Origin of the sequence: Casimicrobium huifangae (genome assembly GCF_009746125.1) — a bacterium.
GTDB lineage: Bacteria > Pseudomonadota > Gammaproteobacteria > Burkholderiales > Casimicrobiaceae > Casimicrobium > Casimicrobium huifangae.
Map to the genome: position 1 here is coordinate 3,597,533 of NZ_CP041352.1, position 23,602 is coordinate 3,621,134.

20 protein-coding genes are annotated in these 23,602 nt (G+C 63.6%); 3 read left to right on the plus strand and 17 right to left on the minus strand.

Translation table 11 applies throughout. The features are described 5' to 3' along the window. Positions 1-6 precede the first annotated feature (6 nt). The 9 genes from FKL89_RS16300 to FKL89_RS16340 form a co-directional block, all read right to left on the minus strand. Positions 7-1,065 (minus strand): hypothetical protein, encoded by a 1,059-nt coding sequence (locus tag FKL89_RS16300; protein WP_156863796.1) that lies wholly within the window; start codon positions 1,063-1,065, stop codon positions 7-9. Between the two features lie 43 nt (positions 1,066-1,108). Next, entirely contained in the window at positions 1,109-1,468 is a 360-nt protein-coding gene (locus tag FKL89_RS16305; protein WP_156863797.1) for a DUF4150 domain-containing protein, read from the minus strand. Next, positions 1,461-2,756: a DUF2169 family type VI secretion system accessory protein gene (locus tag FKL89_RS16310; RefSeq protein ID WP_162527551.1), complete on the minus strand. Its 1,296-nt coding sequence runs from the start codon at positions 2,754-2,756 to the stop codon at positions 1,461-1,463. Before FKL89_RS16310 ends, FKL89_RS16305 begins: the two co-directional genes overlap by 8 nt. Position 2,757: 1 nt before the next feature. Then, the gene (locus FKL89_RS16315; protein ID WP_156863799.1) at positions 2,758-4,926 is read right to left on the minus strand and encodes a type VI secretion system Vgr family protein; all 2,169 of its coding nucleotides are present in this window, start codon (positions 4,924-4,926) and stop codon (positions 2,758-2,760) included. Next, a complete protein-coding gene (tagH, locus tag FKL89_RS16320) occupies positions 4,911-6,011 on the minus strand; it encodes a type VI secretion system-associated FHA domain protein TagH (protein WP_156863800.1) in 1,101 nt (366 codons plus the stop codon). Before tagH ends, FKL89_RS16315 begins: the two co-directional genes overlap by 16 nt. 212 nt (positions 6,012-6,223) lie before the next feature. Further along, positions 6,224-7,894, minus strand: coding sequence for an NAD(P)/FAD-dependent oxidoreductase (locus FKL89_RS16325; protein ID WP_156863801.1), 1,671 nt, complete (start codon positions 7,892-7,894; stop codon positions 6,224-6,226). A gap of 24 nt (positions 7,895-7,918) precedes the next feature. Continuing rightward, positions 7,919-8,896, minus strand: coding sequence for a LysR substrate-binding domain-containing protein (locus FKL89_RS16330; RefSeq protein WP_238363395.1), 978 nt, complete (start codon positions 8,894-8,896; stop codon positions 7,919-7,921). Between the two features lie 372 nt (positions 8,897-9,268). Next, complete coding sequence (locus FKL89_RS16335; RefSeq protein WP_156863802.1) at positions 9,269-11,032, minus strand: tetratricopeptide repeat protein; 1,764 nt, start codon at positions 11,030-11,032, stop codon at positions 9,269-9,271. Positions 11,033-11,122: 90 nt separating this feature from the next. Then, positions 11,123-12,223: an NAD(P)/FAD-dependent oxidoreductase gene (locus FKL89_RS16340; protein WP_156863803.1), complete on the minus strand. Its 1,101-nt coding sequence runs from the start codon at positions 12,221-12,223 to the stop codon at positions 11,123-11,125. A 41-nt stretch (positions 12,224-12,264) separates the two neighbouring features. On the opposite strand from FKL89_RS16340, the gene FKL89_RS16345 reads away from it, so the two are divergent. Continuing rightward, a complete protein-coding gene (locus FKL89_RS16345) occupies positions 12,265-12,912 on the plus strand; it encodes a DMP19 family protein (protein ID WP_156863804.1) in 648 nt (215 codons plus the stop codon). 110 nt (positions 12,913-13,022) lie between these two features. Here the strand turns inward: FKL89_RS16345 and serS are convergent, their stop codons facing one another. Further along, positions 13,023-14,336, minus strand: coding sequence for a serine--tRNA ligase (gene serS / locus FKL89_RS16350; protein WP_156863805.1), 1,314 nt, complete (start codon positions 14,334-14,336; stop codon positions 13,023-13,025). A 310-nt stretch (positions 14,337-14,646) separates the two neighbouring features. On the opposite strand from serS, the gene FKL89_RS16355 reads away from it, so the two are divergent. Continuing rightward, the gene (locus FKL89_RS16355) at positions 14,647-15,099 is read left to right on the plus strand and encodes an SET domain-containing protein (RefSeq protein ID WP_156863806.1); all 453 of its coding nucleotides are present in this window, start codon (positions 14,647-14,649) and stop codon (positions 15,097-15,099) included. Here the strand turns inward: FKL89_RS16355 and FKL89_RS16360 are convergent. The 5 genes from FKL89_RS16360 to FKL89_RS16380 all read right to left on the minus strand — a co-directional run bounded on the left by FKL89_RS16360 (position 15,084) and on the right by FKL89_RS16380 (position 19,359). Beyond that, positions 15,084-15,599 carry a DUF1203 domain-containing protein gene (locus FKL89_RS16360; protein ID WP_238363396.1) on the minus strand — a complete coding sequence of 172 codons (516 nt, stop codon included), beginning with the start codon at positions 15,597-15,599 and terminating at the stop codon, positions 15,084-15,086. The two genes, FKL89_RS16355 and FKL89_RS16360, sit on opposite strands and share 16 nt — an antisense overlap. A 125-nt stretch (positions 15,600-15,724) precedes the next feature. Then, entirely contained in the window at positions 15,725-16,594 is an 870-nt protein-coding gene (locus FKL89_RS16365; RefSeq protein ID WP_156863807.1) for a DMT family transporter, read from the minus strand. 12 nt (positions 16,595-16,606) lie between these two features. Beyond that, a complete protein-coding gene (locus FKL89_RS16370; protein WP_156863808.1) occupies positions 16,607-17,389 on the minus strand; it encodes an ABC transporter permease in 783 nt (260 codons plus the stop codon). Continuing rightward, positions 17,386-18,213 carry an ABC transporter ATP-binding protein gene (locus FKL89_RS16375; RefSeq protein ID WP_156863809.1) on the minus strand — a complete coding sequence of 276 codons (828 nt, stop codon included), beginning with the start codon at positions 18,211-18,213 and terminating at the stop codon, positions 17,386-17,388. The genes FKL89_RS16370 and FKL89_RS16375 overlap by 4 nt, the downstream gene beginning before the upstream one ends. Positions 18,214-18,363: 150 nt before the next feature. Next, on the minus strand, positions 18,364-19,359 hold the full coding sequence (locus FKL89_RS16380; RefSeq protein WP_238363397.1) for an ABC transporter substrate-binding protein: 996 nt from the start codon (positions 19,357-19,359) through the stop codon (positions 18,364-18,366). A 273-nt stretch (positions 19,360-19,632) separates the two neighbouring features. On the opposite strand from FKL89_RS16380, the gene FKL89_RS16385 reads away from it, so the two are divergent. After that, positions 19,633-20,493, plus strand: coding sequence for a DUF3592 domain-containing protein (locus FKL89_RS16385; protein ID WP_156863810.1), 861 nt, complete (start codon positions 19,633-19,635; stop codon positions 20,491-20,493). Between the two features lie 24 nt (positions 20,494-20,517). Here the strand turns inward: FKL89_RS16385 and FKL89_RS16390 are convergent, their stop codons facing one another. Together FKL89_RS16390 and FKL89_RS16395 are read right to left on the minus strand one after the other, a co-directional pair. After that, positions 20,518-21,795 carry a M20/M25/M40 family metallo-hydrolase gene (locus tag FKL89_RS16390; protein ID WP_156863811.1) on the minus strand — a complete coding sequence of 426 codons (1,278 nt, stop codon included), beginning with the start codon at positions 21,793-21,795 and terminating at the stop codon, positions 20,518-20,520. Between the two features lie 202 nt (positions 21,796-21,997). Next, positions 21,998-23,578 (minus strand): protein adenylyltransferase SelO, encoded by a 1,581-nt coding sequence (locus FKL89_RS16395; RefSeq protein WP_156863812.1) that lies wholly within the window; start codon positions 23,576-23,578, stop codon positions 21,998-22,000. Between the last annotated feature and the right edge of the window lie 24 nt (positions 23,579-23,602).

Genomic DNA, 23,602 nt, shown 5'->3' on the forward strand with positions numbered 1-23,602 from the left:
TTGTTCCTATCGTGGCGGTAGCGCCGGCGGCGATGCACCGACACCAATTTTGGTGAAATCGATCGGGATTTTTCCTGTCGGATCCGCGCGTACCACCGTGCCGGGGCCGAGCCCCTTCGCCTGATGATACGCACGCAACTGCGCTTCGAGCAGCAGCGGATTGCAGCCAGTCACCTTGCCGGCAGCGAAAGCACCGGCGGCCTCAAGCACGCCCAGCGGTGCCGTGCCGCGCGGGCTTCCCGCAACCCCGGCGGCCAGTTCCAGCGGGTCATAGATGCGATGAATCTTGCCGTGCTCCTTTGAGCTGTCGAGGTTGGGTCCGTCGACACAGATCACCAGACCATCGTTCTCGGTCACCCCGCCCTTGATGCGTGCGCTGCCACGGCTACCGACGCGAAATACCCGGTCTGGCACGACGTGATGGCCGGTACGGTTTGGCTTGCAGGTGTCGGGCTTGTACGGTCGCAACACGCAGCGCGGGTCGCCCTTGACGTGGCCACCTTCACCGCCGCCGCGCTGCGCCGCCTTCTTCTCCGCTTCCTCTGCAGCCTTGCGCTCGGCCGCCTGCGCAGCGCGCTTCTCGGCGGCCTGTGCCGCCTCTTTGGCGACCTTCTCTGCGGCCTTGGTGCCGTACTTCGCTGCCGTCGCCGCCTGACCACCGGCGGGCCACATCGCTGCGAGATCGAGCGCCGCGCTGGCGTAGTCGCCCTCAAGCGCATAAATGCCTGCGCCCGCAAGGTTGGCCACCTCGCCGACGACCGGGATCAGTCCGACCACGTCGAGCACGCCGTGGGTCGCTGCGCTGCCCCAGGACGACCACCAGCCACCCTCGCCTGCTCCTTCGGCTTTCGGCGTCGGCGCGCTGCTACCCGACAGGTTCGGGCTAGTCTTGGGCAGGATGATGCCGGTCGTATTGGCAATCGGTCCCGGGGCCGTGCGGCTGTTGGGCTGAACGCGGCCGCAGTTCGGAATGCAGATATTGAGCGGACCGCCCGGCGCCTGAAAGCCAATGATCTCGCCGGCCTCGTTGACGAAGGTCTTGGCGTTTGCCGGGATCTCGCTCACTCGCTGACTCGCGTTGCCGTGCAGATGCGCCGACGCCTGCGCGTCAGGGCTTCTTCCAGTTCATCCACACCTGATCGGCGGTGCGCACGATCGCCTTGCCGTTGACGTAGACGTCGCGGCTGTGGCGGATCGAGTGGCTGATCTTCATGTGGGTCTGGCTCACGACGCCCTTGCCCTTGCCCGGCTCGTCGCCCTTCACGTTGTCGACGAAGCTCTCGTTGTGCAAGAACGCCGCCTTGCCGCGAAAGTACACATTCGGCGAGCAGTGATCGCTCTGGTCCATCGTGTGCGTGATCGGGTAGGGAATCGGGTAGCCCGGCTTCTTCGGCGTGAAGCAGATGTCGGGCAGCAGACAGACCAGCACGAACTGCTTGTCCCTGGCGGTCGCCGCTTCGTTAGCCATTGATCGCTTCCTCTGGCGCCGCAACGCTTGCGGCATCGCGCGCCTTCTGCTGTTCGGCCAGCGTGGTCGCGTTGCGTGCGCGCGCAGCCGCAACGTCCCAGGTGCCCAGTTCGAGCACTTCTATACCGCTCGCCGCCGCCACCGTGCAACGCGCGACGATCGTGAGCTTCATCGCCTCGGCATCGATGATCAGCGTGTCAACGTTCATCGCCTTGAACAGCGGGATGCCGGCATCGAGATGCAGCAGCAGCTTCAGCTCGTTGCGCGGCAGCCGGAACGCGAGGCTGCCCTCCGCCGCCTGCTCGGGCGCGACCAGGTTGACCAGCTTCACCAGCTCGCCGCCCTGGGGATAGTCGATCTGCTGGTCATCCGGCGCGCAATTCCAGTACGCAAAGTCGAAGTCGTCGGGCAGGCGCGGCCAGCGCGTCGCCTTCCATACCTCGTCGTAGCTGCCCGCCAGCGCGCGGCGCGGCTGCCACCAGCGGCCGATGGCACCGAAGCCCACGGCCGGATACGGTGCATCGGCGTCGGGGTTGCCTGCGTTGCGCGCAGCCGTCTCCGCGTGCGCAGACGTGAACGGCTTCTCAAATATCTCGATCTGTGGCGCCGGAAACTGGCTCAAGCCCGTCTTCTTCTGCCAGTTCGGCTCGATGAGCCCGCAGCCGATCGGGTTGTAAGCCTCGTGCAGATCGATCTCCATGCGCTGATCGTCCTCAATGCGCGCGGGCCAGCCCTTCCACCACTGATTGGTGCCGCCGTAAGCGTGCTCGTAGCGGATCGGTACCGCCAGCACCGGCTCCGGCTCGCTGAGGCTGTAGCCGCCCATGAGGCCGCGGCCCAGCGTGCGCGGGCCGGTGACCGTGACGAGCTTCTGCACGATCTGCCTGCCATCGGCGCTGTCGATGCGCAGCCCTGCCGGAAACCGCGGCAGCGGCTTGCGCTTGCCGCCGCCATTCGGTGGGGCATGCGCGCTGGCGTTAACCAGCAGCACGTCGCACTTCGGCTTGAACGGCGCGAAGTCGCTCTCCTGCACAACGCTCGAAATGTTGTCGGCGTCGTAGAACTCGTCGACCTCGCGCAGCTCGTCCTGCACGGCAGCGAGCGCGGGCGTGCCGTCGCCTTCGAGCGCGCGCAGGTCGTAGGTGATGCGCGTGACCATCACATGAAACACCTCGTCGGCCGCGTCCATCATCTGGAAGTACTGACTCGGGAATGGCGTGTGATTGCGCACCTCCGGCACGGGTGCCGCTTCGATCGGGGCAGACAGCAGCTTGTCGGGACCGTTCATCTCAGTTGAGGTCGATGCGTTTGGAGTCGAGCTGGATGTGCTTGCTGCCCACGATGTCGATGTCCTTGCCATTGACCGTGACGCTGCCGTCTTTCTTCATGACCAACACGCTGTTGCCGACGACCAGTTCGATCGTCTCGCCGGCCTCTAGCTTGAAACTCTTGCCCACCTTGACCGACTTGTTCTGGCCGATCTGTTCGAACTGGCTGAGCCCCACGACTGTAGCCATGACGGCGCCGACGTTGAGGTTGTAGCCAGCGCCCACGTTTTCCATGCGGCCCAGCCCAACGTTCTGCATGTAGGCCATGCCGATGGTCTCGGTCTTGAAGCGGCCAACGTTGATCGACCAGGTCTTGCCGATCTTGTCGATCTCGTTGTTGCCGACCGACTTGCTGCGCGTCTTGCCGATGCTGACTGTCTCGTTGAGATCGACAGTGCGCGTGCGGTTCTGGTGGATGGTGATGGTCTCGTTCTTGTCGACCTCTTCATCGCGTTGGCCGTGCACGGTGATCGTCTCGTTGCGGTCAACCGTCTCGGTGCGGTCGCGCTGGATGTGATTGAGCTCGTCACGGTCGATGGTTTTGCGGCGGTCGCGGCCGACCCATTTCGTTTCGTCGTTCTCGACCTCGGTCAGTTGGTCCTTCTGCGCATGCAGCCAGAGCTGCTCTTCGCCTTTCTTGTCCTCGAAGCGGATGGCGTTGGCGTCACCGGCGCCATTCTTCATACCGGCGCCGGGCGCGCCGCCCTTGCTGCTGCGGGTGAGGATGCCCGACTGCGTCTTGTTGTCCGGCAGTGCCCACGGCGGCATCTGGTCCGCGTTGTAAACGCGGCCCGTGATGATCGGATAGTCCGGGTCGCCGTCGATGTGATCGACGATCACCTCCTGGCCGATGCGCGGAATGTGAATCGCGCCGTAATTCGACCCGGCCCAAGGGTGCGACACGCGCATCCAGCACGACGAGTTCTCGTCGTTACTGCCGTAGCGGTCCCACGGAAACTGCACCTTCACGCGACCGTACTCGTCGGTGTAGATTTCTTCTCCGGGCGGGCCGACGACCACTGCCACTTGCGGGCCATTGCTGCGCGGCTTCTCGGTCAATCGCTGCGGCCGATACGTGATCGACGTGGGCTGCGCAAGCACCGCGAAATTCCACTCCGCGCCGGCCGTGGTCGAGGCGGTCGAGCCATACGGGTTGTCCTTCAGGTGATAGGTGACACCGACAATCAGATGTTCGCGGTTCTGGTCACCACGCGGGCAGCGCGCCAGCGTCATCAGGTAGCCGGGCGCCAGCGTGCGCAGCGTGCCATCACCGCTGGCGCGGGCCTGCTCCGCCTGCAATGCCTCCATGCGAGCGCGGGCATAGTTTTCACCGTCACCAACGTCGACGTAACCGCCGGGCCACTGGTAGCGCTCCCAGGCATCAAACGTGTGGCCAGCCGGGTGCTTGTTGCGGGTCGAGAGGTCAGCCTTCGGTCGCTTGAAGTCGTAGTCGGTGGTCAGGTATTCGCCGGAATCAAGCTCCTCACGCGGTCGCCAGGCGTAGAAATGCTCTTCGTCAGCCACCGTCGCTGCATCAAGCCCGATGTAGTTCACCGTCGAGCGGCCCGGCAACGCAGCGTGCGACGCAATGCCGTCGGCCAGTACCAGCGTGTGTTTGCCGGCAGCATGCTCGAAGAAGTAGTAGATCCCTTCGTGCTCCATGATCCGCGAGACGAAATTGAGATCGGTCTCGTGATATTGCACGCAGTAGTCCCAGATCCGATAGCTGCCGGAAAGCTTGCGCTTGATCGGAAAGCCATACTTGCCGAGCACTGCCTCGACGATGTCGGGCACTTTCTGCTGCTGAAAAATTTTGCTGTCGGAGCGGCGCGACGCGAGCCACAGCCACGGCCGCAGCCGTGCTTCGTAGAGATGGTAGTCACCGCTGCGCCCGTTCATGGCAAAACGCGTGCAGATACCGTTCAGATAGCGCGGCGGACCACCGTTTTCGGTCTCGATGGCGAGCGTGATGTCCTTGCCGAGCAGTGCCTTCGCTGCGATGCCAACCTGCTTCGACAGCAGTGACACGCGCAGGTCAAATAGCGTGGACAGCGCTTCGCTGCCATGCGCTTCGAGAAACTGCAGCGCTTCCGGTCCGAGCGGCGTGGTGGCTTCTACCAGGCGGGGCATGGCTCACCTTGCCGCGGCGCGGCAAACAGACCGGCCGCGATACCTTCGTATCCCGTGGCCTGCAGCCGCGCAGCCGCGTTGCCGCCCGACTGCAAACTGGCCAGCGCAATTTCGCGCGCACCATCGGCCGCCCCTGCGTACGCCTCGGCAAACACACGGCCCCAGGCCTGCTGAAAGTCGTCCTCGGCAGCGGTCTGCAGCTCGGCGATACGCATGCTTTGCACATCCCACCAGCGCGCCTTGACGGTGCTGGCAGCGATCTGTGCGCTGGCGATCTGCGTTTCGCGCAGCGACTCATCAACCTGCCGGGGATCAAGCCGGGACAGCATGTCGGTCAGTGCCGCGCGCATCCCTGCCATCACACCGGCGTCGTGTGCCAGCAGATCCGCAAAGGCATCGGGCATGGCACGCGTGGCGTGCATGAATCCGGGCAGATGCCCGCTCAGCAGTTGCACCATGGCAGCATCCGCGTTGGGCAAGAAGGCGAGCGGATTGTTTGACTGATCGGTGAGCATGGCGGCGCCCAGCCGCACTTCGCGCTGCGTGATGGCGCGCGCGGCGAGCAGGTCCATGGTGCCCTGCACGGCATGACGCAGCATCGCACCGAGCAGTTCTGCTGTCTCGCCGGTGAGACCTTCCGGCGCCAGCGCATCGGCTGGCAGTCGGGCGCCCTCGGCGAACGCCGCCCCCAGCGCGGCGGTGGTGGTCGCGGGCCGTTCGCGCGCCGGCGCAACGGCGACCGGCGACGGCACTACGCCCCGCTCGTCAAGCACGTGGGCAGCGAGCAGATAAGGGCCGATTTCGATCACATCGTCGTCCTGCACGATGGCGCTCTCACCGGGCAGCACCTCATGCTCGCCAACATTCACTGCGAGGCTGGCCGAGCGGTTGCTGAGGATTGGCACGCCGCGGACGAAGGTGACCTCGGCATGAATGCGCGAAACGCGGCAAAAGCGGTCGTCCAGCACCAGGGTGTTGCGTACGTCGCGCCCGATGGTGCCGCCCTCACCGGCAATCACGCAGCGGCGATGCGGGGCCGGGAACACGTAGTCCAGCGCAGCGATCTCGAGGATCAGTTCGGGCATGAGGAGGCAGCAGTTTTTTCGACTCGACGCAGCGGAACGCTCTACGGCGAACTCTGTCACCGTATTGTGTCATTTTTCTTGTCGTTTAATGACGTCAGCATAATCTGAGTCAGCTAAGAAACGCGAGCAATCCTGCCAACGGCCGTTCGTTACAGACAGGTGGTCCGTGCGTCACGCGTGGCGCACTGCGCTCGGAAGGTGCGGGCTGCTGGCTACTGGCGTGCAGCGGCGCTGGCGGCGATCGCACGGGCCGCAGCTTCGGCGACCCGGATGCCATCAATACCCGCCGACATGATGCCGCCGGCATAGCCTGCGCCTTCACCCGCCGGATACAGGCCGGCGACGTTGAGGCTCTGCAGGTCGTCGTCGCGGCGCTTGATGCGGATCGGCGAACTGGTGCGCGTCTCCACCGCCGTCAGCACGGCGTCGGGCATGAAGAAGCCGGGAATCGTCTTGTCGAACGCGGGCAAGGCCTCACGCATGGCGACCACCGCGTAGTCCGGCAGCGCGGTCGCCAGATCGGTCAGATGCACGCCGGGCTTGAAGCTGGGCTCGACGCTGCCGAACGCGGTGGAAGCGCGCCCGGCGACGAAATCTCCGACCAGCTGCCCCGGCGCGTTGTAGTTGCCGCCGCCGAGCTCGTAGGCACGGCTTTCCCAGTGGCGCTGGAAGTCGATGCCACCGAGCGGGTTCTGCATGTCGGCCGGAAAGTCAGCCGGTTCGATACCGACCACAACGCCGGCATTGGCGTTGCGCTCGTTGCGGGAATACTGGCTCATGCCGTTGGTGACCACACGGCCTTCTTCCGATGTCGCCGCGACCACCGTGCCGCCAGGGCACATGCAGAAGCTGTAGACCGCGCGACCGTTCGACGCGTGATGAACGAGCTTGTAGTCCGCAGCACCGAGGATCGCGTTGCCCGCGTTCGGGCCGAAGCGGGCGCGGTCGATCAGGCCCTGCGGATGCTCGATGCGAAAGCCAATCGAGAACGGCTTCGGCTCGATGTAGACACCGCGTTCATGCAGCATCTTGAAAGTGTCGCGCGCGCTGTGGCCGATGGCGAGGATGACCTGATCGGCAGTGAGCGTTTCGCCGTTGTCGAGCACCACGCCGCGAATGCGCCGCGTTCGCGCCGGGTCGGCTGCGTTGGTTTGCTCCTCCAGCACAAGATCAACCACCTTGTGTTGAAAGCGGAATTCACCGCCCAGCGATTCGATTGTCGCGCGGATGTGCTCCACCATCTTCACCAGGCGAAAGGTGCCGATGTGCGGCTTGCTGACGTAGAGGATTTCCTCGGGCGCACCGGCCTTGACGAACTCCTCAAGCACCTTGCGGCCGTAGTGTTTCGGGTCTTTCACCTGCGTCCACAGTTTGCCGTCGCTGAAGGTGCCAGCGCCGCCCTCGCCGAACTGCACGTTGGACTCGGTATTCAGCTCACGCTTGCGCCAGAAGCCCCAGGTGTCTTTCGTTCGCTCACGAACAACCTTGCCACGCTCGAGGATGATGGGTTTCAGTCCCATCTGCGCGAGGATCAGCGCCGCGAGAATGCCGCAGGGGCCGAAGCCGATGACGATCGGACGCGGCGTACCGGCGGCAAATGAACCCGGCGCGGCGACGTACTTGTACGAAGTGTCCGGCGTCGGCGTGATGTGAACATCCTTGCGGAAGCGCTTCAGCAGCGCCGCCTCCAGCGACTTGGGCAATTCCACGTCCAGCGTGTAGACGAGCTGGATGTCCGCTTTCTTGCGTGAATCGTAGCCGCGCCGGAACACGGTGAAACCGAGCAAATCCTCGGCCTTGATGGCAAGCCGCGCCAGGATGGCCGCCGGCAGCGCCGCCTCGACGTGGTCAAGCGGCAATTTGAGTTCGGTGATGCGCAGCATCGCACGCTCCAGACGGGCGGAAAGTTAGTCCGCAATGGCTTGCATGTTAGCGAGCCCGCAGCGCTCCAGCCACGCGCAGAATGCAGCCACTGCAGCGTTGCCCTGGGTGCGCGGCGCGCGTATCCAGTAGTTGTCCTTGGGGCCGACCACAATGTGCGGAAACGGTTGTCGCAACGCCCCTTCTGCGATCAGCTCGGCCAGCAGCGAGGTAGGTGCCAGCGCCATGCCGGCGCCCTGCAACGCCGCATTGAGGGCGAGATGCACATGGTCGAAGCTGAGCCGGGTGCGCGGCCAGTGCGCTTCGTCGAGGCCGGCTGCCTGCAACCATTCCGCCCAGACCGTTGGCGTTGAGCGGCTCTCCAGCATCGCGTGTTGCCCGATGTCATCAAGCGCTGCGAGCGGCCGCGTGGGCGTCACCAGCGCGGGGCTGCACACCAGCGTCATCGTCTCGCCAAGGAAGCGCCCCGCCTCGACGCCACGCCAGTCGCGGCGCTGCAACTGGCTGCGCAGCTCATCGCTGGTGTAGCAGCGGATCGATACATCCGACGCGGCCGGGTCAAAGTCGTAGCGGGCGTAGTTGGTCGACAGATCGACATCAACCGCGGGGTTTTCGGCGCAGAAGTCCGCCAGCCGCGGAATCAGCCAGTAAGTCGCCAGCGTCGAGAAGGCGCTCACCGTGATGCGCTCGCGACGGGCGCGACGCTGCAGGCTGCGCGTGGCGTCCGCCATCAGGTCGAGCGCCGTGGACAGGCTCGGCGCGTACGCCGCGCCCGCCGTCGTCAGCACAATGCGGCGACCTTCGCGCTGCACCAGCTTGGCGTCGAGCCAGTGTTCGAGCGCCTTGACCTGATGACTCACCGCCCCTTGCGTGACATGCAGCTCGGCTGCGGCAAGCGTGACACTTTGATGCCGCGCCACGGCCTCGAAAGCGCGCAACATCGACAGCGGTGGCAGCGAGCGTCGGGGCGCTTCGCTGGCCAGCAATTCATTAGTTTTGTTCATTGTTTATTCAGAATTGCTCGATAGTCGTGGCGAATATTGATCCATAGCATTCAGCGCCATTGCCAGATAACTCCCGATGAATGGCAGGAATGAATATTTTAGATTTGCTCATTGAATATCGAACTCATGCGGCGCCGTCAGCAACCCCATTGCGACTGCCAGCAGCGCTTCGTGGCGAGCAAAACCAGGCGCTCGGCAATACAGCTTTGCGTGGAAACCCGCACCCAAGCTGGGCTCAGAAGGTCATTTGGCGACTTTCCGGTATTCGGCAGAATGAACGCCTAAGCCCTCATGGAATGGGCTTTTCAAGGAAAAGCTGATGGGCGGCGCGGCGTTGTCGGCTTCTGGAAAATGCGGCAGCCTGGCGGTTCCCTAACCGTGCCGCCAGTAGAGCCCGTGTTGCGCCAGCAGGGCGCGGAAGCCATCCGCCGCCGCGAGCGGTTCCAGCATCGGATCTACCTGGCACTCGGCAAAGCCGCCTTCGTGCGCGGCTGCTGCGCGAGCGAGCCAGGCCAGCGCTTCGTCCGGCTCGCCGAGTTGCGCATACACGGCCGCCAGCGCCGACGGATTGGTTTTTTCAATCTCGCCGCCGCCGCGCACCGAGTTCACGATCTTCTTTGCCTGCCGCTTGTCGCCCTCGCGCGCGGTGACGATCGCGAGTGAGAGGCGGGCGCCGGCATCGTCCGGGTCGTGCTCGATCACGGCGTTCAGCTCGTTGCGGGCCGCTGCATAAGCGCCGGATAGCGCCAGCGAATTGGCAAACGAGACGCGCGTCGAGGTGCGCTGCGGGTACTCGGTGAGCAGTTCGAGGAACACGCGATTGGCGTCGTCAAAATGCTTGCAGAAGTAATACGCCACGCCGCGATTGGCGCGGATCGCCGGGAACAGCGGGTCCACCTCCTGCGCGGCGTCGAGATGATTCAGCGCATCATCCAGCTCGCCGCAATATGATGCAGCGGTGCCCATCAGCATGTGCACGCCCGGGTGCCGCGGGGCAAGCTTGCGGGCCTGCAGCAGCAGATCGTTGGCGGCAGCGAAGTCGTACTCGTAATAGATCTTGTCCGCCGCCAGATTGAGATAGGCACCGGGCTCCAGCGGGTCAATCTCCAGCGCGCGCCGAGACGCCGCGCTGCCGACGCGCCAGGCTTCCTCCGGCGTCACCTGTTCATACATCGAGAGGTTGCCCATCGTGGCAGCGAGATAGGCATGTGCCATCGCGAAATCCGGCGCTGCGGTGATCGCGGACTCCAGCAGGCGACGCGCTTCGCGATGGCCGTCCGCCGTGCCCAGCGCACTGGCGCGACGCGACTGCACAAAAGCATCCGCCGCCTCGCGCGACACACCACTGAAGCCTTTGCGCTGCGCTGGCAGGGTGTACTCACCCGGCAGCAGATCGGCCAGCGCACGCAAGCTGTCTTCACGAATCTGCCTGGACACGCGGTCGATAAAGCCGGCGTCGGATTCCTCCGCCGTGCGCGAGTAGCGCTTGCTGGCCAGCATCTGGCCATACGGCGCCGACAGCAGCATCGTATGCACATGCTGCGACTCGCCCTTGCCGGCGCCTTCGGCGAGACGGACGATGCGCGAAGACAGCACCGCCTGCGCGTTGACGCGCCGCGCCGAATCGAGCGGCTCATCGTCGGCCACCGCTCGTGCTGAGCGCGACCCGAGTACCAGCACCTGCAGCATCGCCTGCAGCTCACCGATGGTGGATTCAAACAGCAACGTCGCCAGCGCATCGTCGCGGCTCTCGCTGACGAATGGCAACACCAGAAAGCGCGGCGCTGCGAGCTGGCGTGCACCGAGCTCGACAAACTCCGGCACATAGCGGCCTTTCGGCAATTCGATGCGCACCTGCGGCGGCGCTTCGAACATCGCGTAGTGCTTCACCAGCCGCTCGCGCAGCCGGCTTACGTTGACGCGGACGATGGGATCGCTCTTCGGGTCGTAGGTGGACGGGTTGCGGTGGAACACCTCGATGCCGATCGACATTTCGCGCAGCGCGCCATCGTCGTTGGCCAGCCGGCGCTCGACCAGATAGCGCAGCAGGCGCAGATGGCTGGGTGAGCGGCGCAGAAAATCGCTGGCCAGCAGCCGTTCCAGCTCGTTGCGGATCAAATTGCCGTCCTGCACCATCCTCTGCCACCTCGCGTTCTTCTGGGGCGAACTGTAGCGCGGAAGACCACCGGCGGAGCGGCCGATGTAACAGGCTGTAACGTGGCTGGACTACTCGTGCAACAGTCCCGCGACATGAACGCCGATGGCCAGCGAACTGGTCAGACCGGGCGATTCGATGCCAAACAGATTGACCAGGCCGCGCACGCCATGCACGCTCGGCCCCATGATGACGAAGTCGGCCGCGGCTTCGTCCGGACCGGAAATCTTCGGGCGGATGCCGGCGTAACCGGCCTGCAGCGCACCGTCCGGCAGCGCAGGCCAATACTTGCGCACCTCGGCGTAAAACGCATCGCCCCGGCGCGGATCAACCACCAGATCGTCGGCGGACTTAACCCATTCCACGTCCGGTCCGAATTTGGCTTGACCGCCAAGGTCGATGGTCAGGTGAACCCCAAGGCCGGCATGCTGCGGAACGGGATAAATCAAGCGACTGAACGGCGAACGGCCCGCCAGGGTGAAGTAATTGCCCTTGGCGTAGTGCTGCTTCGGCACGTGCACCGCGCGCAGACCAGCTGTCCTCGCCGCCAGCAGCGGTGCGCCGTGCCCGGCCGAGTTCACCACGCGCTGGGCGAGCAGCTCGGTGCCGTCACCCGTGCGCACCACAATGCCATCGCGGGTGAACGCAAGCGAGACGACGGGTGTGTTGAACGCCACAAGTCCACCCGCGTTTTCCAGATCGCCCTGCAACGCGAGCATCAGTGCGTGGCTATCGACAATGCCCGTGCTCGGCGAGTGAATGGCGGCGACACATGACAGCGCCGGTTCCATCGCCCGCGCCTCGGCCGCGCTCAGGCGCACCAGATCATGCACCCCGTTCGCGGCCGCCTTCGCGATGATGCAGTCGATCTGCGCGACCTCATCGTCCGCCGTCGCAACCAGCAATTTGCCGCAACGACGATGTGCAATGCCACGCTCGTCACAGTAGCGATAGAGCAGCGCCTTGCCTTCGATACAGAACTTCGCCTTGAGCGATCCCGCCGGGTAATAGATCCCAGCGTGAATTACCTCGCTGTTGCGCGAGCTGGTGCCGGTGCCGATCGCGTCCGCCGCCTCCAGCACCATCACTTCGCGTCCGTCGAGCGCAAGCGCTCGTGAGATGGCGAGGCCGACTGCGCCGGCGCCGATGACGAGGGTGTCGACTTGATCCATATTGGTATCGTAGCGGCTTATGCGCGGTCAAGATCCACTTGATGTTGGCCGCCGAACCGCCTTCCCACTGCTACACCGCCGTCATGACCCAACGCCAGCCTTGTTCTAGTTGCGGAGCTTTGATATTGCCAGATACAGCCACCAAGAATGGCGGCCTTTGCATGCCTTGCAAACGTGGATACCGAAAAAGTATCGAAGAGAGCAAGCTCTTTCACGCAGAACAACGAAAGCAGGAGCAAAGCGCAGAGCGCAAACACTGGTTGGCGCTTGTTGATCGCGTTCACGGAACGCCGGGTGGTTTTGACCAATTGAATTCAGCAGAAAGGACATATTTCGCGGTGTCCTGCTTGATCGGCGAGGTCTACAACGGCGGCTTTGAACAGTTTTTCTCCAACAGTTCGGGTTCGCTATACGGATACGCACTGGACGGATTGGTCGAGCTTGGCGCGGCAAAGTCAGTTGCGCTGCTGGCCGAGGCCAAGCGTGCGATTTTCGGGGACGGTTTGGTGCCGCTGGATCGACAAGATCGTTTCAACAAAATGCTCACCAACTCAGAGGAGGATGACGCATCATCACAAGCGTCTACGCTTCTCGACTCACTGGACAAACAGTTCTGCAAGGATGAAGATGGGCTCACTGAACTACGCGCCCGATATGCTCTAAGGCATGAGCTCTACTCGAAAGACTGAGTAGGTAAGTTGCGTCACTGAGCACGCGCCATCGCTGCGCCCGTCATTCCGTTGATGCAACTACCGAATGGTGCGCACTTTGGTACGCACCCTCAGTCTCAACGGACGAGTTATCGAATGACTTCGACGCCCCCCATGTACCCGCGCAGCGCCTCGGGCACGGTAATCGAACCATCGGCATTCTGGTAGTTCTCCAGAATCGCCACCAGCGTGCGGCCGACGGCGAGACCCGAGCCGTTCAGTGTGTGCACCGGCTCGTTCTTGCCGGAAGCATTCTTGTAGCGAGCGCCCATGCGGCGCGCCTGGAACGCTTCGCAGTTCGAGCAGCTCGAGATTTCGCGGTAAGTGTTCTGCGCGGGCAGCCACACTTCCAGATCGTAGGTCTTCGTGGCGCCGAAGCCCATGTCACCTGTGCACAGCAGCATGACGCGGTACGGCAGGCCCAGCTTCTGCAGGATCTTCTCGGCGTTGCCGGTCATCTCCTCCAGCATCGCGTTCGATTCTTCCGGCTTGCAGATGTAGACCATTTCGACCTTGTCGAACTGATGCTGGCGAATCATGCCGCGGGTGTCGCGACCATAGCTGCCGGCTTCCGAGCGAAAGCAGGGCGTGTGTGCCGTCAGGCGCATCGGCAGCTTGGCGGCGTCAACCATCGTATCGCGCACGAAGTTGGTCAGCGACACCTCCGAGGTCGGAATCAGGTAACGATTCTTGACCTCACCGCCTTCTTCCGCCTGCATCGGCACCTTGAACAGGTCTTCCTCAAACTTCGGCAATTGGCCGGTGCCGGTCATCGTCTCGGCATTCACGATGTAGGGCACGTAACACTCGGTGAAGCCATGTTCGTTGACGTGCGTATCCAGCATGAACGCCGCCAGCGCACGATGCAGGCGCGCGAGCTGCCCCTTCATCACGGTGAAGCGTGCGCCCGAGAGTTTGACGCCCGCCTCAAAGTCGAGCTGCGAGCCAGCATTCGAGACCAGCGCCTCGCCCAGCGCGACATGGTCTTTCACCTCAAAGTCGAATGCGCGAGGTGTGCCCCAACGGCGCTGCTCGACATTCTCGTCGCTGTCTTTGCCCACTGGAACGGTCGCTTGCGGCAGGTTCGGGATGGTCATCAAGAGAGCGTTGACGTTCTCCTGAATGGCAGCCAGCGCGGCCTCATTGGCCTTCACCTTTTCCGGCAATGCCGCGACCTCGGCGAGCAACATCTGGGCTTTCGCCTCATCCTTGGCGGCCTTGGCCTGACCGACGGCCTTGCTCAGCGTGTTGCGTTGTTGCTGCAGGTCCTGCGTCTGAATTTGCAGCGCCTTGCGCTCGGCTTCCAGCGCTTCAAATGCTGCGGTGTCGATGACGTAGTGGCGTGCCTGCATCCGCTCGGCCGTGGCGGCGAGATCATTGCGCAGAAGATTGATGTCAAACATGATGTTTTCTCGTGTCAGAAAGGAATAGGGTTGCGGACGTGACAGCACGATGGCGCAGACACGCGCAGGCGAAGACGGGAGGAAAAGAGACTGTCCCGCCTAGCGGGAGCGGGAGGAGCGGCTGAATGCGCCCTGATGCACGAACGCACCCACGCGGTACGCGGCGGGCGGTACGGCGAGGAAAGGGTGGTTGACCAAAGCGTTCATGGGCTGTAGTTTACCTGCAAGCCCGGTGCGGCGTCAGCGGCGCGGCACCGGCCAGTCCTGTCATCCCTTTACTCCCACTACGCAATGCTTCTGCACCACCGAGATGTCAGCAGACTTTGAACCGCCACCACCTTCGCCACGCATCGCCGGCGGTTCTGCACGTTTCGCACTCGAGATTCGTCCCTCGGCTATTCATCGCTTTGGCATGTTCGCAGGCGAAACGATTCCAGCCGGCGAGCGTGTGATCGAGTACGCCGGCGAACGCATCTCGTACCGGGAGGCAGCGCGGCGAAGCCAGCAACCGATCAATTATCTGCTGTGGGTCGCGCCAGGCCGCGTTATTGACGGCTCGGTGGGTGGCAGTGGCGCCGAGTTCGTCAATCACAGTTGCGAGCCCAACGTTGCTGTCGAAATCAGCGACGGCCACGCCTGGTTTGTGAGCCGCCGAGCCATTGCCGCTGGCGAGGAGCTGCTGCTCGACTACAAAATGCGCAGTGAAGAACGCCTCGCCTGCAGGTGCGGAAGTCCGCAGTGTCGCGGTTACCTCAACGCGTGATCGTCGCACTCGTCCTGCGACGCCCGTTCCACGCGGCACTGGAAGCAGTTGAACTTTGAGCGGATGTGCACATAGGCCACGTCGTCGCGGGCGAGTATGGTTCGGCAGGTGGCATCGAGATCCTGCCCCTGAACCACGTTGCCCGTCTCGTAAACAATCCAGTCGCCGCGGTTGTAGCCGCGCACAATGGCCGGCTGCAAATACACAAACCACGCCGGCAATCGCGAGTCCTCGTAGCGCTCGCAGGCGTCCCGATGCAGAAAGATCGGTCCCGTCTCGGCATACGGCTGGGCGTGTGGGAACGGCCGGTACGACAACACCAGTTTTTCTTCGCCCGCCGGAATCAGGCCGAGGCAGTGCCGGCACGGATTGCCGCTGCCTTCCGCTGGTCGCCGCAACGCTGGCTGGCCATTGGCGTCAACCCCACCGTTGCGAATGGCCGACACATAGTCGGTCGGTATGCCACGAACCATCATCTTCATCGCAATTATTCCGTTCATGCTGCCCGACGTGCGGGCGATGACGGCATTGCATCACGCAGGTTCATCGCATTCCGGCCGTTTTCGGACGGGCAATTCCGCGCACGCACGACATGGCACGTCGCGTTTGCCTCGTGGCAGCGGTACTACGTCCAAACCAGGCAAACCACCCCGGTCGCGATGAGCCCAGCATAGGCAACGCGTCGCACGACATCGCCCTCGTCCAGCAATTTCGCGCCAAAGAACGCCGCAATCAGCATCGACACTTCGCGCGCGGGAGCCACGTGCGATACCGGTGCCAGTTTCATCGCGAACAGCACGGCGATATAGCCGATCGGGCCGAGCGTTGCCACCGTGACGATCTGCGGCCAGAACTGCCGCCATTGCGCGCGCACCTCGCCGGGTTCGCGCAACGCCCGTCGCGACAGCACTACCGAAGCGAACAGGTTGCCGCAGATGTCCACCACAAACGGTGACATGAGCAGATAGCGCACAGCCCAGCCATCGATTACGGTGTAGCCCGCCACGAAGGCGCCGGCGATCAAACCCCACATCACGCCGCGCAACTCGACGCCGCCGCGATGCGCCGAAAACCACGCACGCCCGCCCGAAATCGCCAGCACGCCAACAACGATCAACAGCAGCCCCAGCAACGCCAGCAAGCTCGGCTGTTCGCCGAGCAGCAGCACGGCGGCCGTGAACGACAGCAAGGGCCCGGACCCGCGAGCGATCGGGTAAACCACCGAAAAATCGGCCACCCGGTACGCCGTCTGCCGCGCCACGTTGTAGCCAAAGTGCACCACTGCACTGGCGCTGCAGGCGAACGCCTCCCGCCAGCCAAAGTTGACCGGTGTGGTCAGCAGTATCCAGCCAACGACCGGTATGTACAGCGCCGCAGCAAACACCGCCGACAGCCACATGAAGTGCGTCGCGTGCGCCGCCCGCTTGGCGGCAAGATTCCAGGTGGCATGCAGCAGCGCTGCTACGAGCACCAGCGCGAAGGCGGAGAGAGGCATCGTTCCGCGTGGTTACGCGGCCTCCTCGCTGGTGCGCAATGCGCTCTCGTGCCAGCCGCCCAGTGCGCGGCGCGACAACGCGCCCATCAGCACGAACAGTGCGACGCCGGTGGCAGCGATCAGCACCAGCGCCGCGAACATGCGTGGAATGTTCAGCTGGTAGCCCGCCTGCAGGATTTGGTAGGCGAGCCCGGTGCCGGTGCCGCCGGTGCCGGCGACAAACTCCGCTACCACCGCGCCGATCAGGGACAGGCCGGAGGCGATGCGCAGCCCGCCGAAGAAGTAGGGCAGCGCGCTTGGTACCCGCAGGCGCATCAGTGTCTGCCAGCGCGACGCGCCGTGCATGCGAAACAGGCTCGCCAGCCCGGGGTTGACGCTGCGCAGGCCGAGGGTGGTGTTGGCGATCACCGGGAAGATGGCAACGATAGTGGCGCAAATCACCAGCGACAGCGTCGGGCTTTGCACCCAGATGATGATCAGCGGCGCGATGGCGACGATCGGGGTCACCTGCAGCAATACGGCGTAGGGAAAAAACGCGGTCTCGATCCAGCGGCTTTGCACGAAGGCAAACGCGACGGCAACGCCAATCACCACCGAGGCGACCAGCGCGAGGAAGGTTACCTTCAGCGTGACCAGCAGCGAGCCGCTGAGCAGTGGCCAGTCCTTCGCCAGCGTCTTCATCACCAGCAGCGGGCTCGGCACCAGAAACGGCGGAATGTCATACGCCATGACCCACCACTGCCACAGACCGAGCAACAGAATCGCGACCATGACGGGCGGCAGCAAACGCTTCATGCCAGTGCCTCGTCTGCATTGCGGGATGCGGCCAATAGCGCATCCTGCAACTGCTTGGCGTACGTGGCAAATTCGATGGACACACGAAAATCGTCGTTGCGTCCGGCGGCGGGTTTGATAGCAATTTCATCGACGACGCGGCCCGGCCGCGCGGCCATTACGACCACGCGATCCGAGAGATACACCGCCTCGTGAATGGAATGCGTCACGAACAGCACGGTGAGATTGCGCTCTCGCCGCAAGCGCAGCAGTTCGTCATCCAGCCGGTTGCGGGTGATTTCGTCGAGCGCGCCAAACGGTTCGTCCATCAACAGCAGCGTCGGCTCGGTGACGAGGCTGCGCGCGATGGACGCCCGCATCTGCATGCCGCCGGAAAGTTCGCGCGGCCATGCGTTGGCGAACTTGTCGAGGCCCACCAGTTGCAGCGCCTCGGAGACTCGCCGATCCCCGGCGTCACGTACGGTGCCCGCAAGGTCCAGCGGCAAGCGCACGTTGGCCGCCACGCGAGCCCAGGGCATCAACGTTGCCTCCTGAAACACGAATGACACCCGCTCGCCCTCGCCCACTTGCACCTGCCCGGCGGACGGCGCGAGCAAACCCGCCACCATGTTGAGCAGCGTGCTCTTGCCGCAGCCCGACGGCCCGAGGAGGGTGACGAATTCGCCCGCCGCGACCGTCAGCTCGACCGGCAGCAGCGCACGGACGCCGCTGGGATAGGTCTTTTCGGCGGCGCGGATCGCGATGACGGGATTGGGAGATAAGTGCGCTGCTGACACCCCTCTCCCTTGAGGGGAGAGGGGCGGGGGAGAGGGTGGCGGTTGCATGCGACTACGTTGGCGGGAACACCAACCTGCACCCTCTCCCTGACCCTGCCTTGCAGGCCGCGCTCGCGCAAGCATGCGCGCGCCGCTCCGGCGGCGGCTCGCATGCGAGCCGAAACCCCGCCTTCTCCCCACGAGGGGAGAGGGAACTCATCACGGCATCACCTTCGCATCCTTGACGAATTTGTCGGTCCATGCGTCGGTGAATTTCACCTTCGTCGTGTCAACCAGCTTGTTGGCCACCATCATGTCCCAGGTCTGCTTCATGCGCGCTTCGGTGATGATGCCGATGCCCATCTTCGCCGCGTCGCCGCCGTCGACGATGCCCATTTCCTTCATCTTCTGCAGGCCGAAGGCGAGCAGCTCATCGGTCATCGCCGGGTTGTCTTTCTTGATCAGCGCATTGCCCGGTGCCGGATTTTTTAGGTAACTCTTCCAGCCTTCCATCGTTGCTTTCACAAAGGATTCGACCATCTTTGGATTGGCGTCAATCGTCTTCTTGAGCAGGGTGATCGTCTCGGTGTAGGGCGGATAGCCGAGGTCGGCGAGCAGGAAGACCTTGGCGTCCTTCACGCCCGCCTTCTGCACGGCCAGCGTCTCGGAAGTCAGATAGCCCTGCTGCGCGAAGTTCTTGTTGGCGACGAAGGGCTGCACGTTGAAGGTGTACGGCCGCGTCTGCTCGTCCTTGAAGCCGTACTTCGCCTTTGCCCACGGCCACCAGTTGGTCTGGCCGTCGGTGGAGACGAGCACTGTCTTTGACTTCAGGTCGGAGAAGGTCTTCACATCGCTGTGGGCGATGACGACGATCGGGTCCTTCTGGAAGAAGGTGCCGACGCTCACCGCCTGAATGCCCTGCTCCCAGGCCTTGTAGTTCTGGATGTCAAAGCCCATGAAGATGTCCACCTGACCCGCAGCGAGCAATTGCAGGCCGTTGACCTGCGGGCCGCCCATCTTGACGGTGACATCGAGGCCGTACTTTTTGTAAGTACCCTCGGCGACCGCTTGATACAGCCCGCCGTGCTCGGCCTGGGCGAACCAGTTGCTCTGGAAGGTGACTTTTTGCTGCGCGCCGGCGACTACTGGCAGGGCGGCGGCGAAGGTAGCGACAAGCGTCGCTGCCGCTTTTGACATGGTTGAGCGGTCGAACATGGCATCTCCGGATGCATTGGTGAGGTGGCAGATTATCGCTGCGATGACGCAATCGCCGTCCTGCTTCCGTCTCAACAGCGGATGATTGCGGTCATTACTGGCGGACATTTATGTTCAACAGCCTGATGGCAAGAGCTGCAATTTAATTGGGCTAAGCGGCTGGTTTGCCAAAAAGTCGACTTTTTGACAAATAAGGCGCCAAGCCCTGTTCAAAAGTCATTCCGCGCAAAAGTTGCATCAATCCCGGACATCAACGGTGCGTATGATTCGGCCATGAGTTCTACCCCCAACAACCCGCACCAATCGTGGGGCAAACGCCTGCTGGCGTTCCTGCTCTGGAGTTTGTTCGCCGCCATCTTTGGTCTTTGCGGCTGGTTTTTCATGTTGAAACCGGTTACCACGGCCCTGGGCAACTGGTCGCTCGCCCGTGACTACCAGAGCGTTCAGGGCGACGTCGTGCCGCGCACCGGGCAGGACGAGGGCGGCACCTTCACCTGGTACAGCGTGCGCTACGCCGTCGGCGGCAAAACCTACGACACCAGCCGCCTGTCAGTGCTGGACGACGAAGCGATCGACGAGCCGTTCAACGCCACCGTGTTCAAGCGACTGGAGCAGGCCAAGGCGGCCGGGCAGACCGTGGAGGTGTGGGTCAGTCCGCGCCTGCCGGACGTTGCGCTGCTGTCGCGCGATCTGCCGGTAAGCCGCCTGTGGCCAAAGGCGCTGGCGGGTGCCAGTTTCGCCATCTTCGCATTGGCCGGGTTTGCCGGCATGCTGGGCGCGTTTGCGCGTTTCGCCTGGTACGGTCGACTGGTCGAGGCCGCGCCCGTGTGGGGCTTCGCCGGCGCCTGGTGTGGCTTCATCTTTCCGGTCATGATGCTGGTGCTGAGCGACAGCAGCATTGAATGGGTACCGGCACTGTTCGTCGGGCTGTTCGCCCTGGTTGGCGTGCTGGTGATGTGGGCCGCGATCAACATCACCCTCGGCCGCGCCACCGGCGTTGTCCTGCAACCCGGTCGCCGGCTCAAAGCGGGAGCCCTGGCGACCAGCTACGGTCAAGGCAAGAAAAAGGCCGTCAACAGCCCCGTCAAACGCGGTGGCGTCGGCGGGCGCGGCGACAATTTCGACAAGAACTGACGCCGCCGAACGTCGGACCGTCACTCAGCGCGCCGAAACCTCCATCACCATCCGCGCCAGCAGATACAGCCGCGGTTCGATCGACGAAATGGCGATGTATTCGGCATCGTTCGAATGCGCGCCAAAACCGGCGAAACCGAAGCGCTCGATGACCGGGCCCTTCGCTTTCAGCGAAGCAAATGCCGCATCGGTGCCGCCGCCCTCGGCGATGCTGCTCACGGTGAGCTCGCGTCCGATTTCCCGGTAAATTGTTTCCGCACGCTTTGCCAGTGCCTTGGCCACATCGGTCGGCTCCAGCGGCGGCCGACGGCGCACGAAATCCACCTCCACCTTGGCCTCGGGCAGCAACTGCTTCTTGGCCCGCGCGCGCACTTCTGCCTCGATGCCGTCGTAGTCGGCAACGCTCCACACCCGCACATCGGCAAACGCCACCGCATCCGCCGGAATCACATTGCGATTGGTGCCGGCGTTGGCTACCGTCCAGTTCATCTTGAGACCCTGCTGCGGTTTTGACAGATCACGCATCTGCAACATCTGGTGCGACAGCTCGTAAAGCGCGTTGACACCCAGATGCGGTGCACTGCCAGCATGCGACGCCCGGCCCGTGACCTTGAGTGTTACCGCCGCGATGCCACTGGTCGCCAGCGACAGCCTGTCGTTCGCCACGCTGGTGCTTTCGCATGAAAGCACGGCGTCGTGCTCGCTGCCCAGCGCTGTCAGCAGCGCGCGTGAGCCCGGAGAGGAAATCTCTTCGTCACCGTTGATCAACACCGTGATGCGACCGTACTGGTTGAAGCCCGTCTTCTTCAACGCGGTCAGCGCATGGATGATCGCAGCGACACCGCTCTTGTCATCCGAAATGCCAAGACCATAGGCACGATCACCTTCGACACGGAACGGCTGCTTGGCCAGCATGCCCTTCAGATACACCGTGTCCATGTGCGCAATCAGCAGCACCGAGCGATTGCCCGTACCCTTGAACGTCGCTTTCACCATCGGCCCGGTTTTCTCGGGCGTATCGTGCATGCGGTAGGCGGTCGCCATGTCCGCCTCGATCAGCTCAACCTCACCACCCAGCGTTTTCAGCCGGCCGGCAACATAACCAGCGATCTTCTCCAGGCCCTCGCGGTCACCGCTGCCGGACTCGAAGTTCACCAGATCGCGCAGCGTGTCGAGCGCGGGCTGCTTCTCCGCCGTCACGGCCTGCCAAAGCGGTTCATTGCGCGCGGTTTGCGCCTGCGAGAGTGGGGCCAAGGCAACGCCTGCTAAGGCGACGGCGACGAACAGGGCTTTGCGAATCATGGCGAATCACCGGATGACATGGAGCGTCACATCATAGTCGGCCATTGCTGTCACCGCACTAGCAAGCGGTGTGCAGGTGAAACAGTATCTAGCGATCATCATCGTAGCCTCGATGCAATGAAGTGGAATCGAGGGTGAATGTGGCGCGTTGAACAAATGCCTCGATTCCGCTGCGCTTCATCGCGGCTACGACCGACACACGTCAGCTGCTGCACGAGAGCATGGAACATCCTGCTTTCGTACGCGCCCAGTCGGGCCGTTTCTCGGCAAACCGCTCGCGACCCGGCTGTTCGTCGTAGGGCTTGCGCATCACATCCAGCAGCTCGGCCAGTGGTGCGTAGTCGCCCGCGTGCGCCGAATCGATGACTTGTTGCGCGAGGTAATTGCGCAGGACGTACTTCGGGTTCACCGCATTCATGCGCGCTACGCGGGCCGCGCGCTGCTTAGGCGACGCGTGCTGTCGCGCCACCAGCGCGGCATAGCCGTCAAACCACACCTGCCAGGCGGCGCGCGCGTCCTGCCATTCACGCTCGCTGTAGAACGCCGGGTGCAGGTCATCCACCGCCACAGCCGTGGCAAGCGCGCGGAAAAAGATCGTCATGTCGATCTCATGCTGCACCAGCAACGCGAACGCCGCATCAATCGTCGCCTCATTCTCGCTGGCGTCGCTGGCGTGCCCGGCATCGTCGCGCAGGCCAAACTTGTCGCGGAAGATGCGGTTCACTTCGCCCGCATACGTCCGCTCATACGCCTCGAGCGCATCCGCCAACACCTCGGGCGTCGCGGTGCCGAGCGTCGCCAGTGCGTCGCCCAGCCGCGCAAGGTTCCACTGCGCAATGCCGGGCTGGCGACCGAACGCATAGCGCTTGCCGCCAGCGTCAGTGGTGTTGGGTGTCCAGCCGGGGTCGAAGTTGTCCACCCAACCGTACGGGCCGTAGTCGATGGTGAGTCCGAGGATCGACATGTTGTCGGTGTTCATCACGCCATGCACAAAGCCCACGCGCATCCACTGCGCAATGAGGCGCGCCGTGCGCGAGCACACGTCCGCGTACCACGCCAGCATCCGTTCGGTCGCATCCGCGTGCTGGGCGGCGATGGCAGGAAAGTAGTGCGTGATCGTGAAGTCGATCAACTGCCGCAACAGCGCATGCTCACCGCGCGAGGCAAACAGTTCAAAGTGCCCGAAGCGGATGAACGTGGGCGCCACGCGGCAGACAATCGCACCGGGCTCCAGCTCGGGGTTGCCGTCGTAGAACATGTCGCGCTCCACCTGATCGCCGGTCAGTACCAGCGAAAGCGCCCGCGTGGTGGGCACGCCCAGATGATGCATCGACTCCGAGCAGAGAAATTCGCGAATGGACGAACGCAGCACTGCGCGACCATCGGCGCGACGGGAGTACGGCGTCGGTCCGGCGCCCTTCAGTTGCAGCTCAAAGTGCTCGCCCGATGGCGCCACCGCCTCGCCCAGCAGAATCGCGCGGCCATCGCCCAGTTGCCCGGCCCAGTTGCCGAACTGGTGGCCCGCATAAGCCGTGGCATAAGTCTCCATACCCGGCAGCAGCCCATTGCCCGAGAGCGCCGCCAGCATCTCGGGCGAATGCATCTGCGCATCGCTCAACCCAAGCACCGCTGCCACCTCGGGCGAATGCAGCAACAGCGAAGGCGCCGCCACCCGCGCCGGCGTCACCCGCGACCAGAACGCCCCATGCACCTGCCGCGAATGGTTGTTCGGGTTGGGGTCGCCGGGGAGTGTGTTGAGGAAGCGATTGGTGAGGCTCAGCATGGCGCGATTATCCGTCTAGCGGCA